Source organism: Streptomyces sp. NPDC002888 (genome assembly GCF_042888465.1).
In the GTDB taxonomy this organism is placed as follows: Bacteria; Actinomycetota; Actinomycetes; order Streptomycetales; family Streptomycetaceae; genus Streptomyces.
In genome coordinates this window covers 87,676-102,213 of the sequence record NZ_JBIAPU010000019.1, presented here as the reverse complement: position 1 = coordinate 102,213, position 14,538 = coordinate 87,676, and the positions used below count along the sequence as shown (strand labels likewise).

At 70.9% G+C, this 14,538-nt stretch carries 15 protein-coding genes and 2 pseudogenes; 10 read left to right on the top strand and 7 right to left on the bottom strand.

Translation table 11 applies throughout. The annotated features are described in order from the left end of the window. Position 1 precedes the first annotated feature (1 nt). Complete coding sequence (locus tag ACFYWX_RS28980; protein WP_389427167.1) at positions 2 to 1,657, bottom strand: AMP-binding protein; 1,656 nt, start codon at positions 1,655 to 1,657, stop codon at positions 2 to 4. Positions 1,658 to 1,791: 134 nt separating this feature from the next. On the opposite strand from ACFYWX_RS28980, the gene ACFYWX_RS28975 reads away from it, so the two are divergent. Together ACFYWX_RS28975 and ACFYWX_RS28970 are read left to right on the top strand one after the other, a co-directional pair. After that, positions 1,792 to 3,048, top strand: a complete 1,257-nt coding sequence (locus ACFYWX_RS28975) for an acyl-CoA dehydrogenase family protein (protein WP_389427057.1) — start codon at positions 1,792 to 1,794, stop codon at positions 3,046 to 3,048. After that, positions 3,045 to 3,446: a RidA family protein gene (locus tag ACFYWX_RS28970; protein ID WP_389427056.1), complete on the top strand. Its 402-nt coding sequence runs from the start codon at positions 3,045 to 3,047 to the stop codon at positions 3,444 to 3,446. The genes ACFYWX_RS28975 and ACFYWX_RS28970 overlap by 4 nt, the downstream gene beginning before the upstream one ends. Positions 3,447 to 3,458: 12 nt before the next feature. Here the strand turns inward: ACFYWX_RS28970 and ACFYWX_RS28965 are convergent, their stop codons facing one another. After that, complete coding sequence (locus ACFYWX_RS28965; protein ID WP_389427055.1) at positions 3,459 to 3,653, bottom strand: DUF5999 family protein; 195 nt, start codon at positions 3,651 to 3,653, stop codon at positions 3,459 to 3,461. Positions 3,654 to 3,897: 244 nt separating this feature from the next. Between ACFYWX_RS28965 and ACFYWX_RS28960 the strand changes: the two genes are divergently transcribed. From ACFYWX_RS28960 to ACFYWX_RS28945, 4 genes and pseudogenes are all read left to right on the top strand, one after another. Then, positions 3,898 to 4,344 (top strand): DUF6299 family protein, encoded by a 447-nt coding sequence (locus ACFYWX_RS28960; protein ID WP_389427054.1) that lies wholly within the window; start codon positions 3,898 to 3,900, stop codon positions 4,342 to 4,344. A 190-nt stretch (positions 4,345 to 4,534) separates the two neighbouring features. Further along, positions 4,535 to 4,951, top strand: a pseudogene (locus ACFYWX_RS28955) (hypothetical protein); the annotation flags it as partial. A gap of 374 nt (positions 4,952 to 5,325) precedes the next feature. After that, positions 5,326 to 6,330 (top strand): GlxA family transcriptional regulator, encoded by a 1,005-nt coding sequence (locus ACFYWX_RS28950; RefSeq protein WP_389427053.1) that lies wholly within the window; start codon positions 5,326 to 5,328, stop codon positions 6,328 to 6,330. After that, positions 6,327 to 7,088 carry a DJ-1/PfpI family protein gene (locus tag ACFYWX_RS28945; protein WP_389427052.1) on the top strand — a complete coding sequence of 254 codons (762 nt, stop codon included), beginning with the start codon at positions 6,327 to 6,329 and terminating at the stop codon, positions 7,086 to 7,088. The genes ACFYWX_RS28950 and ACFYWX_RS28945 overlap by 4 nt, the downstream gene beginning before the upstream one ends. Before the next feature lie 64 nt (positions 7,089 to 7,152). Here the strand turns inward: ACFYWX_RS28945 and ACFYWX_RS28940 are convergent, their stop codons facing one another. The 3 genes from ACFYWX_RS28940 to ACFYWX_RS28930 form a co-directional block, all read right to left on the bottom strand. Continuing rightward, positions 7,153 to 7,719, bottom strand: a complete 567-nt coding sequence (locus ACFYWX_RS28940; protein ID WP_389427051.1) for a GNAT family N-acetyltransferase — start codon at positions 7,717 to 7,719, stop codon at positions 7,153 to 7,155. Then, entirely contained in the window at positions 7,719 to 7,871 is a 153-nt protein-coding gene (locus ACFYWX_RS28935) for a hypothetical protein (protein WP_389427050.1), read from the bottom strand. The genes ACFYWX_RS28940 and ACFYWX_RS28935 overlap by 1 nt, the downstream gene beginning before the upstream one ends. Before the next feature lie 459 nt (positions 7,872 to 8,330). Continuing rightward, positions 8,331 to 8,672 carry a hypothetical protein gene (locus tag ACFYWX_RS28930; protein ID WP_389427049.1) on the bottom strand — a complete coding sequence of 114 codons (342 nt, stop codon included), beginning with the start codon at positions 8,670 to 8,672 and terminating at the stop codon, positions 8,331 to 8,333. A gap of 297 nt (positions 8,673 to 8,969) precedes the next feature. On the opposite strand from ACFYWX_RS28930, the gene ACFYWX_RS28925 reads away from it, so the two are divergent. From ACFYWX_RS28925 to ACFYWX_RS28910, 4 genes and pseudogenes are all read left to right on the top strand, one after another. Then, complete coding sequence (locus ACFYWX_RS28925) at positions 8,970 to 9,398, top strand: ATP-binding protein (RefSeq protein WP_389427048.1); 429 nt, start codon at positions 8,970 to 8,972, stop codon at positions 9,396 to 9,398. Between the two features lie 75 nt (positions 9,399 to 9,473). Continuing rightward, on the top strand, positions 9,474 to 10,040 hold the full coding sequence (gene sigK, locus ACFYWX_RS28920; RefSeq protein WP_389427047.1) for an ECF RNA polymerase sigma factor SigK: 567 nt from the start codon (positions 9,474 to 9,476) through the stop codon (positions 10,038 to 10,040). After that, a complete protein-coding gene (locus tag ACFYWX_RS28915; protein ID WP_389427046.1) occupies positions 10,037 to 11,359 on the top strand; it encodes an anti-sigma factor domain-containing protein in 1,323 nt (440 codons plus the stop codon). The genes sigK and ACFYWX_RS28915 overlap by 4 nt, the downstream gene beginning before the upstream one ends. Next, a pseudogene (locus tag ACFYWX_RS28910) lies at positions 11,356 to 12,011 on the top strand (response regulator). Before ACFYWX_RS28915 ends, ACFYWX_RS28910 begins: the two are co-directional and overlap by 4 nt. Before the next feature lie 418 nt (positions 12,012 to 12,429). On the opposite strand, the gene ACFYWX_RS28905 reads toward ACFYWX_RS28910, so the two are convergent. Beyond that, the gene (locus tag ACFYWX_RS28905; protein ID WP_389427045.1) at positions 12,430 to 12,822 is read right to left on the bottom strand and encodes a hypothetical protein; all 393 of its coding nucleotides are present in this window, start codon (positions 12,820 to 12,822) and stop codon (positions 12,430 to 12,432) included. Positions 12,823 to 13,595: 773 nt separating this feature from the next. Further along, the gene (locus ACFYWX_RS28900; RefSeq protein ID WP_389427044.1) at positions 13,596 to 14,528 is read right to left on the bottom strand and encodes an MBL fold metallo-hydrolase; all 933 of its coding nucleotides are present in this window, start codon (positions 14,526 to 14,528) and stop codon (positions 13,596 to 13,598) included. Between the last annotated feature and the right edge of the window lie 10 nt (positions 14,529 to 14,538).

The window sequence follows — 14,538 nt, the reverse complement described above, 5'->3', positions numbered from 1 at the left end:
ATCACTGCTGGTCACCTCCGGTCCGCAGACGGAACCGCTGGAGCTTCCCGGTCGCCGTGCGCGGCAGCGCGTCCAGGAAGACGACCTCGCGCGGACACTTGTACGGCGCCAGCTCGCCCTTGACGAAGGCCCGCAGCGCTTCCGCGTCCCGGGCCGCGCCCTCCCTCAGGACGGCGAACGCCACCACCACGTGACCGCGCGCCTCGTCGGGCCGCCCGACCACCGCCGCCTCGACCACGTCCGGATGGCGCAGCAGCGCCTCCTCGACCTCGGGTCCGGCGATGTTGTACCCGGCGGAGATGATCATGTCGTCGGCGCGGGCGACGTGGCGGAAGTAACCGTCGCCCTCACGGACGTAGGTGTCACCGGTGATGTTCCAGCCGCCGCGCACGTACTCCCCCTGCCGGGGGTCGGCGAGATAGCGGCAGCCGACCGGCCCGCGGACGGCGAGCAGCCCCGGCTCGCCGTCCGGCATCTCCCGCCCCTCCTCGTCGACCACGCGCGCGTGCCACCCCGGCACGGGCACCCCGGTCGTGCCGGGTCTGATGTGCTCGTCGGCGGCGGAGATGAAGATGTGCAGCAGTTCGGTGGCCCCGATGCCGTTGATGATCCGCAGCCCGGTGCGCTCCTGCCAGGCCCGCCAGGTGGCGGCGGGCAGGTTCTCGCCCGCGGAGACACAGCGGCGCAGCGACGACAGGTCGTGCGAGTCGAGCCCGTCGAGCATGGCCCGGTAGGCGGTCGGGGCCGTGAACAGGACGGAGACGCGGTGCGCGGCGATCGCGGGCAACAGCTGCCGCGGGCCCGCCTCTTCGAGCAGCAGCGCACTGGCGCCGACCCGCAGCGGGAAGACGACAAGACCGCCGAGGCCGAAGGTGAAGCCGAGCGGGGGACTGCCCGCGAACACGTCGTCGGGGCGCGGTCGCAGGACGTGCCGCGAGAAGGTGTCGGCGATCGCCAGCACGTCCCGGTGGAAGTGCATGCACCCCTTCGGACGCCCGGTGGTCCCCGAGGTGAACGCGATCAGCGCCACGTCGTCGGCGGCGGTGTCCACGGCCCGGTACGGCGTCTCGGGCGCCGGACGGCTCAGCAGGTCGTCCGGGGCGTCACCGCCGTACGTCGTGATCCGCAGGCCCGGGATCTCCGCCTTGGCGAGGTCGTCGACGGCCCGGATGTCGCACAGCGCGTGCCGCACGTGCGCGATCTCGCACATCGTCGTCAGCTCCTGCGGCCGCTGCTGGGCCAGTACGGTGACGGCGACCGCGCCCGCCTTCAGCACCGCCAGCCAGCAGGCGGCCAGCCAGGGGGAGGTGGGGCCGCGCAGCAGCACCCGGTTGCCGGGGACGATGCCCAGGTCCCCGGTGAGGAGGTGCGCGAGCCGGTCGACGTGGGCGCGGAGCTCGCCGTACGTCCAGGTCGTGGCGGCGGTGCGGAAGGCCACACGGTCCGGGTCGGTGTGGTGGTCGAGGAGTTCGGCGGCGCAGTTGAGCCGTTCGGGGTAGCGCAACTCCGGCAGGTCGAAGCGCAGCTCGGGCCACTGCTCGGGTGGCGGGAGGTGGTCGCGCGCGAAGGTGTCGACGTGGGCCGAGACGTTCATGGCGGTTCGCCCCCTGTGTGGTGGTGGGCTCGCGCAAGGAGCGTATCGCGTTGGTGACGGCAGTCAACGGGGCGCGATATCGTCCGGGAGTGAGCCGAAGGGGCGCGCCGGTCTCGACACCGGCACGGAGTGCCCCGTAGGTGAACGAACCGTCGTCACGGGGAGTGGCCGTTGGGCCGCGGGAGAGAGGACCGGCGATGCCCGCATTCTCGCTCGAACCGGAACGGATCGCCTGGGGCGCACAGCTGCGCACGCTGGCGGCCGAACGGCTGCGTCCGCTCGCGGAGAAGGGTGAACCCGGCCGCGTCAACCGCCCGCTCGTCGCCGAACTGGGCCGACTCGGCCTGCTGTCCCGCCTGTTCACCTCCGGCGCCGTCGACCTCTGCCTGATGCGGGAGTCCCTCGCCTACGCCTGCACCGAGGCGGAGACCGCCCTCGCCCTCCAGGGCCTCGGCGCCCACCCCGTCCACGCCCACGGCACCCCGGCCCAGCGGGACCGCTGGCTGCCCCACGTCCACGACGGCACGGCCGTGGCCGCGTTCGCACTGAGCGAGCCGGGGGCCGGATCGGACGCGGCAGCACTGCGCCTGCGGGCCCACCCGGCGGACGGCCGTGCGGAGGGCTCCGGGGTGGTGGACAGCGCGGGGGCGGCGCGGGCGGTGGGCAGCGCGAAGTCGTGGGCAGCGGACAGCGAGGGGGCAGGGCCCACCGCCCCCGTCGCCGAACCCGACGGGTCCCGCCGCTGGCGGCTGAGCGGTGAGAAGTGCTGGATCTCCAACGCCCCCGAGGCCGACTTCTACACCGTCTTCGCGCGCACCTCCCCCGGCGCAGGCGCCCGGGGCGTCACCGCCTTCCTGGTCCCCGCCGGCCGCCCCGGCCTCACCGGAACCGGCCTCGACATGCTCTCCCCGCACCCGATCGGCGCCCTCGACTTCGACGCCGTCCCGGTCACGGCGGACGACGTGCTGGGCGAGGTCGACCGCGGTTTCCGGGTCGCCATGAGCACCCTCAACCGCTTCCGGCCCAGCGTCGGCGCCTTCGCCGTCGGCATGGCACAGGCGGCACTGGACGCGACCCTCGCCCACACCGCCCGACGCGACGCCTTCGAGGGCAAGTTGCGGGACCTCCAGACGGTCGCCCACCAGGTCGCCGAGATGGCGGTGCGGACGGAGGCGGCGCGGCTGATGGTGTACGCGGCGGCGACGGCGTACGACACGGGCGACCCGGACGTCCCCCGACGCTCCGCGATGGCGAAACTCCTCGCCACCGAGACCGCCCAGTACGTCGTCGACACCGCCGTCCAACTCCACGGCGCCCGGGCCCTGCAACGAGGCCACGTCCTGGAACACCTCTACCGGGAGGTGCGGGCACCACGCATCTACGAGGGGGCGAGCGAGGTGCAGCGCGGCATCATCGCGAAGGAGCTGTACGCGAGCCTGGAGGCCGGGCTGTGACCGCCGAGCGGGTCAACCCGCCGGAGTTGTCGCCGCCCACCGGCTTCTCGCACGCGGTGGTGGCGAGCGGCTCCCGCCTGGTCTTCCTGGCGGGCCAGACCGCGCTCGACGCGGACGGCAAGGTGGTGGGGGAGACCCTGCCGGAGCAGTTCGAGCGGGCGCTGGCCAACCTGCTGACCGCGCTGACGGCGGCCGGCGGCACCGCGTCCGACCTCGCCCGGGTCACCGTCTACACCACGGACGTCGCCGCATACCGCGCGCACGCCCCGCAACTCGGCGGCGTCTGGCGGAGATTGGCGGGCCGGGACTACCCGGCGATGGCGGTCGTCGGGATCGTACGCCTGTGGGACGAGCAGGCCCTCGTCGAACTCGACGGATTCGCGGTGCTGGGGGACTGAGCGGACCTCGGCTCAGGCCGCGGCGGCCAGCTGCTCGACCGGCGTCCGGTGCGGTGCGACGACGCGGCCGTCGGGCAGCAGCTCACCGGTGTCGTCGAAGGTGATGGTGCCGTCGCACAGCAGGCTCCACCCCTGCTCGGGGTGGCCGGCGACGACGTGCGGGGCGTGGGCGTCGGCCGAGGGGCACGAGGGCTGGTGGGAAAACATGGCGCACCTCCACGTCGAGGGGACGGCCGTAGGAGTCCGTATCCCTGTGGCCCATCCCTGTGAACAGACCATCCTCCCGTCGCGAAGCCCCCGGAACGGCCGGGCGCCAAGCGTGACAACACCTGGACAACTCCAGGACGGTTCCACGACGCCCGTGGCGGACTCGCCACCGAAAGAGTGACGATCACACTTATCGGCGCCTGCACCCGGTACCAGTGGAAGCCCCCATTCCAGGAGGTCTCCCATGTCCCTGCGCCCCGCCCTCGCCCTGCGCCCCGCTCTCGCCGCGGCCGCCGGTGCCGCAGTGCTCCTGCTCGCCGTCCCCGCTCCTGCCGCGACCGCGGCCCCCTCCGAGACCGTGACCGTCGACCGGACCGGCACCATCGCCGCGGACGGCACCGTCACCCTCTCCGGCACCTACCGCTGCCTCGGCAGCATCGGCCCCGTGCTCATCAGCTCCTCAGTGTCACAGAACTCCTCGAACGTCAGATACGGCATCGGCGGCAGCCACGCCGTGTGCGACGGGGCCACGCACCGCTGGCAGAATTCGAGCCGCCCCGCACCTGGCACCGTGAAGCCCGGCAAGGCCCAGGTCGAGGCCTCGGCGGTGGAACTCCGCCCCGTGGGCGGCCTCACGCTGCCCCTGTTCCACGCGGTCCACGAGCAGGCCGTCACACTGACAGAGCTCTGAGCCGCTCCGCCACGCCCGCCGCCGCGCCCCTTTCGAAGGGGCGCGGCGGCGCCTGCTTCCACCTGGTGCGCGCGAGGAGGAGCCCCCTCGGACGCCGGGGCTGTGGCGTCAGCGCCGGTGCCACGGCAGGGCCGACGGGTAGGCGTCCTCCTCGTCGGCCTGCTTGAGGGCGGAGACCATCGCGGCGGTGATGCCGGCGAGCTGCTCCACCTGTTCGGGGCTGAGTGCGTCGAACACCACGCGGCGGACGGCGGCCACATGGCCCGGGGCGGCGCCGGCCAGCAACTCCAGTCCCTCGTCGGTGAGCGCGGCCAGCTGTCCGCGTCCGTCGGCCGGGTCCTCCCGGCGTCGCGGTTCCGTCCCCGACGCCGTGTCGTCCGCCCCGTCCGCGCCGCGCTCCCGCGCCCTGACCGTGGTTGCGGGGCTTGTCGCGGCGGCTGTCGTGGCCGTCCTCGGCAACGCGCTCGTCGCGTTGCTCGGCCACGCGGCGGGCGCGTCGGACGACTTCGATCCGCTGCACCAATCCGCGTACGCGCCGCTGACCGTGTTCGGCGTCGTCCTCGGCGCCGCCGGCTGGGCGGTCGTCCGTCGCGTAGCCAAGAACCCCGCGGGGCTGCTGCGGTGGCTGGTGCCCGCGCTCACGGTCGTGTCGTTCGTGCCCGACCTACGAAACCAACCTGGCCCTGCTCGGCGGCGACACGCCCGGCAGTGGTCCGCTGGCCGTCGTCGCGCTGATGGCGATGCACGTGGTGGTCGCGGCCGTCGCCGTCACCGCCTACCGGCGCGTCCTGCCGCTCCCTGTCCGCTGACGCCCTCCCACTTCCGTGGCGGTCACCCGTGCCCTCCACGGCGTGACCGACCCGGATGGATACGGGATTCGGATCGCGCAGGGGACGGCAACGCACCAACGTGTCGCCCCTCGGCCGCCATGGCCGGGATCCGTGAACAGGCGATGGTGCGGGATGTGCTGGTATCAGGGGCATGGACACCAAGCGGCGCGTTCTCATCGTTGCCTACGACGACGCGCAGATCCTCGACATCGCCTGTCCCAGCGGCGCGTTGGACATCGCCAACCGATACGGTGCGCAGCCGCCCTACTCCATTGAACTCGGGACCCTGGGCCGTCGGGCAGCCCGCAGCTCGGCGGGGATCCTGATGGGAGCGGGGCAGGGGCTGGAGGCGGTGGCAGGCCGCCTGGACACGCTGATCGTCGTGGGCGGCATCGGCTGCGAGGACGCGGCGGCGGACGAGCGATTACTCGGCCAGGTCCGTCGGCTCGCCGGACTCAGCCGACGCGTGGCCTCCGTCTGCACCGGTGCCTACGTACTCGCCGCCGCCGGACTGCTGGACCACAGACGGGTGACGACCCACTGGGGGTGGGGGGAACGGCTCGCCGAGCGCCATCCCGCCGTGGCCGTGGACGCGGGCCCCCTCTACATACGCGACGGCGACGTCTACACCTCGGCCGGGGTCACCAGCGCGCTCGACCTGACGCTCGCCCTGATCGAGGACGACCACGGGCCGACGCTGGCCCGTGCCGTCGCCCGGGAACTCGTCACCCATCTGCACCGGCCGGCCGACCAGGCCCAGATCTCGATGTTCCTGGCCGCTCCTCCGCCCGAGGACCGGCTGGTGCGGGGCCTGATGGGGCATATCGCCGGTCATCTGGCCGAGGACCTCACGCCTGCGGCCCTGGCGGTCCGGGCGGGGGTCAGCCCGAGGCACCTGGCCCGCCTGTTCACCGCGCACCTCGGTACGACGCCGGCCCGGGCCGTGCGAGTGGTCCGCGCCGAAGCGGCGGCGCATCTGGTGCGGTCCAGTGGACTGTCCATGGCGGCGATCGCCCGTCGCTGCGGGTTCGGGTCGGCGGAGACGCTGCGGCAGGCGTTCCTGGACCACTACGGGGTCACGGGGGACAGGATTCGCAGGATGCCGGACATGCCACGCGCGCGCGTCGCGCCGAAACAGAAGACTCCCGGGGCATGAGGCATTCGACGACGCGCAGAAACGTACTTCGTGGGACTGCGGCCACCGCCGCGCTCGCGGTCACGGCCGCGGCCACGACCGGAGCGGCGCACGCCGTCCCGCAGGGCGCCGGGCCGAACATCGGCATCCTGCTCTACGACGGCTACAGCCTGCTGGACCCCACCGGCCCGGCCGAGGTCCTCTCACGGCTGCCGGACGCGACCGTCACGATGATCGCCGAGAAGCGCGGTGCGGTCCGCACGGACACGGGCGACGTGGCCGTGGTCGCCGAGCGGTCCATCGCCGAGGTCGACCGTCTCGACGTCCTGGTGGTGCCGGGCGCCGGCGACCGGGGCACGGTCGGGGCGATGAACAACGAGGCGCTCCTGCGCTGGATCCGGCAGATCCACCGGCACACCCAATGGACGACCTCCGTATGCACCGGCAGCATCGTCCTCGCCGCGGCCGGGCTGCTGGACGGACGGCAGGCGACGACCTACTGGGCCTCTGCCGAGTACCTCCGGTCCACGTTCGACGTGACCTACCTGCCGCAGCGCTACGTCCGCTCCGGAAAGATCATCACCGCGGCCGGCGTGTCGGCAGGACTGGACATGGCCCTGTACCTCGCGTCCCTGATCGCGGACGACGACACGGCCAAGGCGATCCAGCTCGCCGTCGAATACGACCCCCAACCTCCCTTCGACTCCGGCAACGCCGCGGACGCCAGTCCGCAACTGAAGGAAAGGGCGTTGCAGTTGCTCGCCGCCTCCCAGGTGTAGTCGACGCGGGAGCCGCCCGGCAGACGGCACGGTGCCCGGGAGGAAGCTCGGCAGCTCGATCCCGTCACAGGGCGAGGGCGGCCAGGGACCGGGCCGGATGGCGGGGACTCAGGAAGACGACGATGCCCTTGCCGTCGAGGGAGGGGCGGGTGGCCTGGGTCCAGCCCTGACGGCGGTAGAAGGCCATGGCCCGGGGTGCCCGAAGCGAGGTCAGCAGCCAGGAACGGCCCTCGGGGGCGTCTTCGGTGACCGCTTCGAGGAGTTCGGCGGCGAGGCCGGTCCCGCGGGCGGAGGAGCGGACGGCGAGCTCGTCGATCTCGCGGGCTCCGCACAACCAGTCCGCGGTGCGATCGGCGCCGAGGCCGGCGGCGGCCTGGGGGTAGCAGCGGTCGGTGGGGAAGGGGGCGAGGGTGGTCCAGGCGGTGGCGAAGCCGATGACCTCCGGGCCGGTGAAGGCGAGTGCGGCGGTGAAGCCCGGACGCCGCACGTTCAGCGGGAGCCGCCCGGCGAACTCGACCGCCTTCTCCTCGTCCTCGTTCCAGGGCGGGGCGCAGAAGGCGTCGCCGTAGACGGAGCGCAGGGCGGGGGAGTGAGCGAGCAGCTCGGCGCCCTTGAAGATTCGAATGCTCATCAGGCCGCCGCCACCGCCTTGCGGGCCAGTGTGTCGGCCACGGCGTCCGGTCTCGACGCCAAGCCATGGCCGAACCGCCGCCCGTCCCGGACGACTCCCGCACCGGCCTCGTCGCAGGCCGACTCGACGCCGAGCGCGATGCGATACCCCATCCCCACCCCTTCTGCACTGTCAGCAGACCAGTCTTATTGCATGAAGCTCGCAATAAAATCTTGACTGCAATAACTCCCCGTCTCCGCCGGACGGAAAACCAGAAGATCGACTCGGCCACGACCGCACGCTCCTGCAGCCCTGGTGCGACCGCTGCACGTCGTACGTGTCAAGGCAGGGCGATGCCGCCCAGCTTGCGACCCGGGCGGAACGGTGCCTCAGGAGTGGGGCGCCGTTGGGCCATCGCATTCGAAGCATTGGAGAGGGCCATGGTCCCCTCTCCATGCTGTTCGAAATTCCCTCCTCGCGCCTCGGCTCCCCTGACCCTTTCGGCAGGAGAGCCGAGAACCCGAGCGCAGGGAATTCCCGCATTCTTGGAGCGTGTGAAGAACCACGCGTGATTTCCGAAGATGAGGGCCGGACCGTGCGGAATTCCGGCCCTCATTCACAGGAGCTCGCGGTCAGCGATGGTGGCACTCCCAGTGCCCCTTGACCCAGTGGTGCTCCCAGTGGCCGGGAACGTGGACCCACTTGAAGGAGTGGTGGTGCTCCCAGTGGCCGTTGTGCCAGGTCTTGTGATGGACCGGCTTCTTCTCCCAGTGCCCCTTGACCCACTTCTTTTCCCAGTGGCCCTTCTCCCAGTGGCACTTGCCGTGATGGTCACTGGTCACCACGGTCGCGGCAGACGCGGGTGCGGGAGCCGCGGTTGCCACGCCGGTCATGCCGAGTGCGGCCCCTCCGGCCATCAGGCCCGTCGCGGCGGCTCCAGCGGCCAGGCGGCGGACTCGCAGGGATGCGATCATTGATACATCTCCCTCGAAAGTTCAGCGATGAGCACCTTCGACGAGGTGACTGCTGCCCTCGTCTCACTGTGCCGGACGCGAGGGATTCGAAGCCGGCGGCCGGACAGATGACGAGAAGGCCAGAAAATTCCGCGGAGCTCCGAAGTCCATCCATATGGAGCGCACGGATACCCTCTTCGCCCGGTCGGGTGAGAACCTGCGGCTTTTCGTGGGCGGCGCTGTGGCATCCGCATGCCCCGCGGCTACGAATTCCCTGCGAAGGGAAACCGTCCCGGACGAGCTGTTCAAGGAGCGCTCATGTCCATAACCACGTCGCCGCCGACGACAGCGCAGTACGCCGTCGCCCTGCCGCACAACCGGCGCGCCCCCTCCATCGCCCGTCACGTCAGTGAGCGATGGCTGAAGGCGACCGACCCGGTCGACCGCGTGACGGAGGCGGTCCTCGTCGTATCCGAACTGGTGACCAACGCGGTCCGCTACACGTCCGATCCCTGCACGCTGACGCTCACGGTTCGCGACGGCCAACTGGACATCGCGGTCGCCGACCACAGCGAGGAGCTTCCCGATCTCTCCCGCCACGCGGGCGGCGACGAGCATGGAGGCTTCGGCATGGGGGTCATCCAAGGGCTGGGCGGACAGATCAGGCTGGTCCCCGCTCTCGGCGGCAAGACCGTACACGTCCTGCTTGAGCTGGGATCCGAGCACGACACGTCCGGGGACACATGAAGGGCTTCCTGATGTCCGTCTCTTCCCTGCGCACGCCCGTACCGCCACCGCACCAGGCACGAGGGGAGCAGGGCTGTGCCGCACGGCTTGGAGCCGAACGTCCGGGTGGAGGAACTTCTGGTCCGCGTGGCCGACGGCGACCAGGACGCGTTCACCGGCATCTATGACGCGTTGTCCGGCACCGTCATGGGACTGGCCTGTCGGGTCCTGCGGGACCCCGCGCAGGCGGAGGAGGTGACCCAGGACGTGATGATCGAGGTCTGGCGCACCGCGGGCCGCTACGACCGCGAGCGGGGAACGGCGAAAGCCTGGGTACTCACCCTCGCCCATCGACGGGCGGTGGACCGGGTGCGTGCCGCCCAGGCCGGCGCGGAACGCGAACAGCGTTCGGGCGTCCTCGATCCGGAGCGGGCCTTCGACGAGGTGGCGGAGACCGTTCAGGACCGTGACGAGCAGCGGCGCCTCTACCGCTGTCTCGCCTCGCTGGACCGCCGGCAGCGAGTGCCGCTGATGCTCGCCTACTACCAGGGCCTGACCTACCTCGAGGTCGCCGACGCGCTGTCCGCCCCCGAAGGAACGGTGAAGTCTCGGATGCGCGCGGGGCTACGGCGACTGCGGGACTGTTTGGAGGCCGGGTCATGACAACCGAGGAGGACCCCCACCAGGCTGTCGGCGCGTACGTTCTGCACGCCCTGCCGCCCGCTGAGGAAGCCGTGTTCGAGAACCATCTCGCCGACTGCGACCAGTGCCGCCGGGAGGTCGCCGAACTCCAGGAGACCGCCGCACGTCTGGGCGCCGCGGTGGAGAGCGTCCCCGTGACGCCGCAAGCACGCGCACGTACCCTCCGGTTCGTCGCCCACACCCGTCAGGACGGAGTACGTCGGCATCCGCGGACATCCGGACATCGGGTGCTGCGCCTGGCACTCGCCGCGAGCGTGGCAGCGGCTGCCGCACTCGGCGGAATCGCCGTCTGGCAGCACGGTCAGGCCGACGACGCGCGTAACCGGACTGCCCAGGCCGAGCAGCGGGCCCGCACCGCAAACGCCGCGATCACCGATGTCCTCACCGCGCCCGACGCCACCGTCCACACCGGGAAGCTGACCGGTGGAAGCACCGCCGCAGTTGTCGTCTCCAGTGCCCAGGCACGCGCGGTATTCGCCGCCCACGGCCTTCCCGCTCTGGCCGGGGGCAAGGTCTATGAGCTCTGGTACGCCGCCGAAGCAGGTGACTTCCGGCCTGCGGGCCTTCTGTCGGGCACCGCGGAAAGCCAATCCCGTGTCATGACAGGGTCCCCTGCCGAGGCCGTCGGCGTGGGAATCACGGTCGAACCCGCCGGCGGCTCGCAACAGCCCACCACCGAGCCCCTCGGCATCATCCCCATCACCTATGGAAGTGCCGCTTCCGCGCCTCGCCTGCCGCAGTCAGCGGCCGAACTCGTACCGCCCGCGCTGCAGCGGATCGAACAGGCGGGCTCGGAGGCACTGACCTCGATGCGGCACATGGTGGGGATGCTGCGTGACGCCGACGGCGAAGTGACACTGACGCCGCTGGCGGGCATCGGTGAAGTGCGTACGCTCGTCGAGGAGTTCTCGGCCGTCGGTGGCGCCCGGGCCCGGCTCGAACTGGAAGGGACCTTCGACGACCTGCCGGTCGAGGTGTCCACCACCGCGCACCGGGTGGTGATGGAGGCCCTCACCAACGTACGCAAACACGCCCACGGGTGCACCGAGGTGCGGGTGCGTGTGGACCGCTCGGGAGACCGGCTCACCGTGCGGGTCAGCGACGACGGACGGCCGCGCCACGTTTCCCAGAGCGGCTTCGGGCTGAAGGGCCTGGCCGAGCGGGTGGGCCTGATCGGCGGAGACGTCCAGGCGGGCCCGGTGACGGCCGGCGGCTGGGGCGTCGAGGCGACGCTCCCCGTGTCCCCGGCCGCCTCCCCGGCGAAGGTGGCGGCGTCATGACGATCCGTGTGCTGATCGCCGACGACCAGGCCATGGTCCGTGCCGGGTTCGCGATGATCCTCGCCGCGGAGGACGACATCGAGGTTGTCGGGGAGGCCACGGACGGGGTGCACGCGGTGGAACTCGCCGAGCGCCACCGGCCCAACGTGGTGCTGATGGACATCCGCATGCCTCGCATGGACGGGTTGGAGGCACTGCGCAGACTGACCCCCCCGGCACCGTGAATCCGCCGAAGGTCGTCGTGGTGACGACGTTCGACGACGACGAGTACGTCCAGCGCGCTCTGGGCGAAGGCGCCTCCGGATTCCTGATCAAGGACTCGGGCCCCGCCCTCCTCGTCGAGGCCATCAGGGCGGCCGCCTCCGGCGAGGCGCTGGTGAGCCCGGCCATCACCGTCCGGCTGTTGCGGCGCCTCAACAGCGCCGTGCCCGCCCCCCGGGAACCGCACACCGCACTCTCCACGCGGGAGAACGACCTGGTGCGCCTGGTGGCCAGAGGGCTGACCAACGCCGAGATCGCCACCGAACTGACCATCTCGGTCGGCACGGTGAAGACTCATCTCTCCAACGTCCAGATCAAGCTCTCCGCCCGCAACCGTGTGGAGATCGCCGCTCGGGCCTGGGAATCCGGGGTCGTCGACGGGCGAGGGTGAGAGGGCGGGCCCGCTCCGGGTGACCGGGAGCCATGTCCCTCACCTCGTCCTGACATGATGCCGATGACGCATCATGTGGAGTGCGTGGCGATTCTGGAGCCAGCGGCGAAGGGGCTCTGACCTGCGGGTTCTTGTAGATTCCTCAGGCGTGACCTGTGCGCTCGATCTGTTTCCCGGAATGCATGACGTGAACCACGTCCGATGCGCCTGAGCGTCACTGACCTGCTGTTTTGCGAGCACTACGGGGACGGCGGCTGCGCCTCGTTCGGTGCAGGCCAGCACGGCGGCAGGTCGTCTTGACGCTCGGATGACGCTCGCTCTGATGGTCTGTCAGAGCAGTGTCGACCGCGCTCGGTCCGGTCAGGTCGGCCGTCAACCACATCCGTCATGAGTCGCGTGTGCAGCTCCGACATGTCCGTCACGCGGCTGCCCGGATGCGGGAGGCGAGCTGGGGGAAGGCGTCTTCCCATACAGCGCGCACGGTGCGACCGACGAGGGTGCGCAGCACAGGCCACAGCTGGAGGAGCAGGTCCCGGTTGAGGTACCGCGGCAGGTCATCACGCAGGCCCTCGTGCAGGACGGTGCGGTACAGGCCCATGCGCTGGCGAGGCCTGGTCAGGTCGTACGAGGTCATCCCCGACCAGGCCATGTGCAGCGGCAGCTCCACGATCCCCTGGGCCGGGCCGGACAACTCATCCAGCGACTCCGGCAGACGACGCCGGAACTTCTCCCGGTAGAGCGCGAGGTCCTCGGCGTCTGCGCCCCGGAGGTCCCTCGGCGCGGGTGCGGGGTGCTGTGAGCTGGAGGGCATGAGTCCATTATGGCGGCCGGAGGAGTGGCGCGGGTCATGATGAGCGAGCCGGTGTCTGACGTGAGAGAGGCGGAGCCTGCTGGGGAGCTGCCTGTAGCAGCTCGGTCTGCCCGAGTGGGCAGGACGGGCAATCGGTCGTGACGCTCGTTTGACGCTCTGGGCGTCCGCACGCCTCGCGATGAGCCGAGAAGGCGGCTCTGACCTGGTCTTTTCCCTCACTCGCTCAGGCCGGCACCTTTCCGATGACCTCGCATGTGGAGTGCGTGGCTATTTTGGAGCCTGCGGACAAGGGTGTCTGACCTGCGGTTTTGTGCTCCGGGTGGGTCGCTCGACCTGTTTCCCTCCGTGTAGCGGGTCGGGCCGACGCACTGCTTGTTCAAACTCGCCTGAGCTGCGGTTACAGGGTGTGGCGGGGTTCGTACGAATGAGGTCGGCGATGTGCATTCATCATTCTTGACGCTCGAATGACGCTCGATTCGTGAGACTGAAGCAGGGTCGCGTTGCTCGGTCGGCGAGGGGCGAGTGGGGCCGGCAGGTTGCCCTCGTTCGCGACGCGTCGGCGTGACTGTCGCCCACGAGGGACAGCCGATCACCGGCTTACGCAAAGGGCGCAAGCCGGTGATCGGTCATAACTTCCTCCGGCCGCCATCGGTGGCGACGGAGCGCATGCCGGAGAAGTCTCATAGCCGCTCCCGGGCCGTCCGGTCACGGGCGCCCAGGACATCACCCGCACGGACTCGGTGCGCGGCCCGTTACGGGTGCTCCGATCCGCTTCAGCCGCCGATGGGCGTGACCCCGGGAGCCGGGGCCAGTCGGTACCTGCCGTCCTCGCGTCGCACGTGTCCGGCGGTCGGCGGCGGGAAGTGGCTCCCCAGCAGGAGAGTTGACGTACCGGCCAGTGAGCCGAGCACCTGGTTCCGGGTCCTGGCCGCGAGTTCGGGAGCGACGTCCACACAGCTGCAGAGCTCCGGATGCGCCATCTGGACCGGGTGGTGGATGCTGTCGCCTGTGACCAGTGCGGTCTCGCCACGGCTGCTCAGTTCCACCGCTACCTGCCCCGGTGTGTGGCCGGGGGTGGGCAGCAGACGGATGCCCGGCGCGACGTCCGTGCCCTCGTCCGCGACATCGATGAGGTCGAACAGACCTGCTTCCCGGACGGGATGGACCGAGTCCCGGAACATCTGCCGACGCGCCTCCTCCATGTCGACACCCGCCCAGTAGTCCCACTCGGTGCGTGAGGTGAGATAGCGCGCGTTCGGGAAGGTGGGCACCCAGGCGTCGCCCTCGGCACGCGTGTTCCACCCCACGTGGTCGGCGTGGAGGTGGGTCAGGACCACGACGTCAACGCTCTCCGGCGCGAAGCCCGCCGCCCGTAGCCGTGCTTCGTAGTCGCTGTTCAGGTTGTGCCAGGCGGGGTTGGAGCGCCGCTTCCCGTTTCCGATGCCGGTGTCCACCAGCACCCGCATGCCGTCCACCTCGACGGCGAAGCTGTGACTCGCCAGGCGCAGGACGCCTTGTTCGTCGGCGAATTCGGGGCTCAGCCAGGGAGTCCGGCTCACGAGGTCCGTGGTTGCCCCGGGCAGCAGCCACGGACCGGTCTGGGAGGGCAGGACCACTTCGTCGATGCGTCGTACGGTGTGGTTGCCCACCGTCCAGGAAGAGGCGGGGGGAGTAGTGGACTTGGTCGTTTGCGATGAGGTGAACACGAAGACCTTC

Bases quoted from the DNA above. Each gene is read 5' to 3' on its own strand.
- ACFYWX_RS28975 (WP_389427057.1), top strand. From the start codon at position 1,792: ATGCCCGCATTCTCGCTCGAACCGGAACGGATCGCCTGGGGCGCACAG.
- ACFYWX_RS28965 (WP_389427055.1), bottom strand. From the start codon at position 3,653: ATGTTTTCCCACCAGCCCTCGTGCCCCTCGGCCGACGCCCACGCCCCG.
- ACFYWX_RS28960 (WP_389427054.1), top strand. From the start codon at position 3,898: ATGTCCCTGCGCCCCGCCCTCGCCCTGCGCCCCGCTCTCGCCGCGGCC.
- ACFYWX_RS28950 (WP_389427053.1), top strand. From the start codon at position 5,326: ATGGACACCAAGCGGCGCGTTCTCATCGTTGCCTACGACGACGCGCAG.
- ACFYWX_RS28945 (WP_389427052.1), top strand. From the start codon at position 6,327: ATGAGGCATTCGACGACGCGCAGAAACGTACTTCGTGGGACTGCGGCC.
- ACFYWX_RS28940 (WP_389427051.1), bottom strand. From the start codon at position 7,719: ATGAGCATTCGAATCTTCAAGGGCGCCGAGCTGCTCGCTCACTCCCCC.
- ACFYWX_RS28935 (WP_389427050.1), bottom strand. From the start codon at position 7,871: ATGGGGTATCGCATCGCGCTCGGCGTCGAGTCGGCCTGCGACGAGGCC.
- ACFYWX_RS28930 (WP_389427049.1), bottom strand. From the start codon at position 8,672: ATGATCGCATCCCTGCGAGTCCGCCGCCTGGCCGCTGGAGCCGCCGCG.
- ACFYWX_RS28925 (WP_389427048.1), top strand. From the start codon at position 8,970: ATGTCCATAACCACGTCGCCGCCGACGACAGCGCAGTACGCCGTCGCC.
- ACFYWX_RS28915 (WP_389427046.1), top strand. From the start codon at position 10,037: ATGACAACCGAGGAGGACCCCCACCAGGCTGTCGGCGCGTACGTTCTG.
- ACFYWX_RS28905 (WP_389427045.1), bottom strand. From the start codon at position 12,822: ATGCCCTCCAGCTCACAGCACCCCGCACCCGCGCCGAGGGACCTCCGG.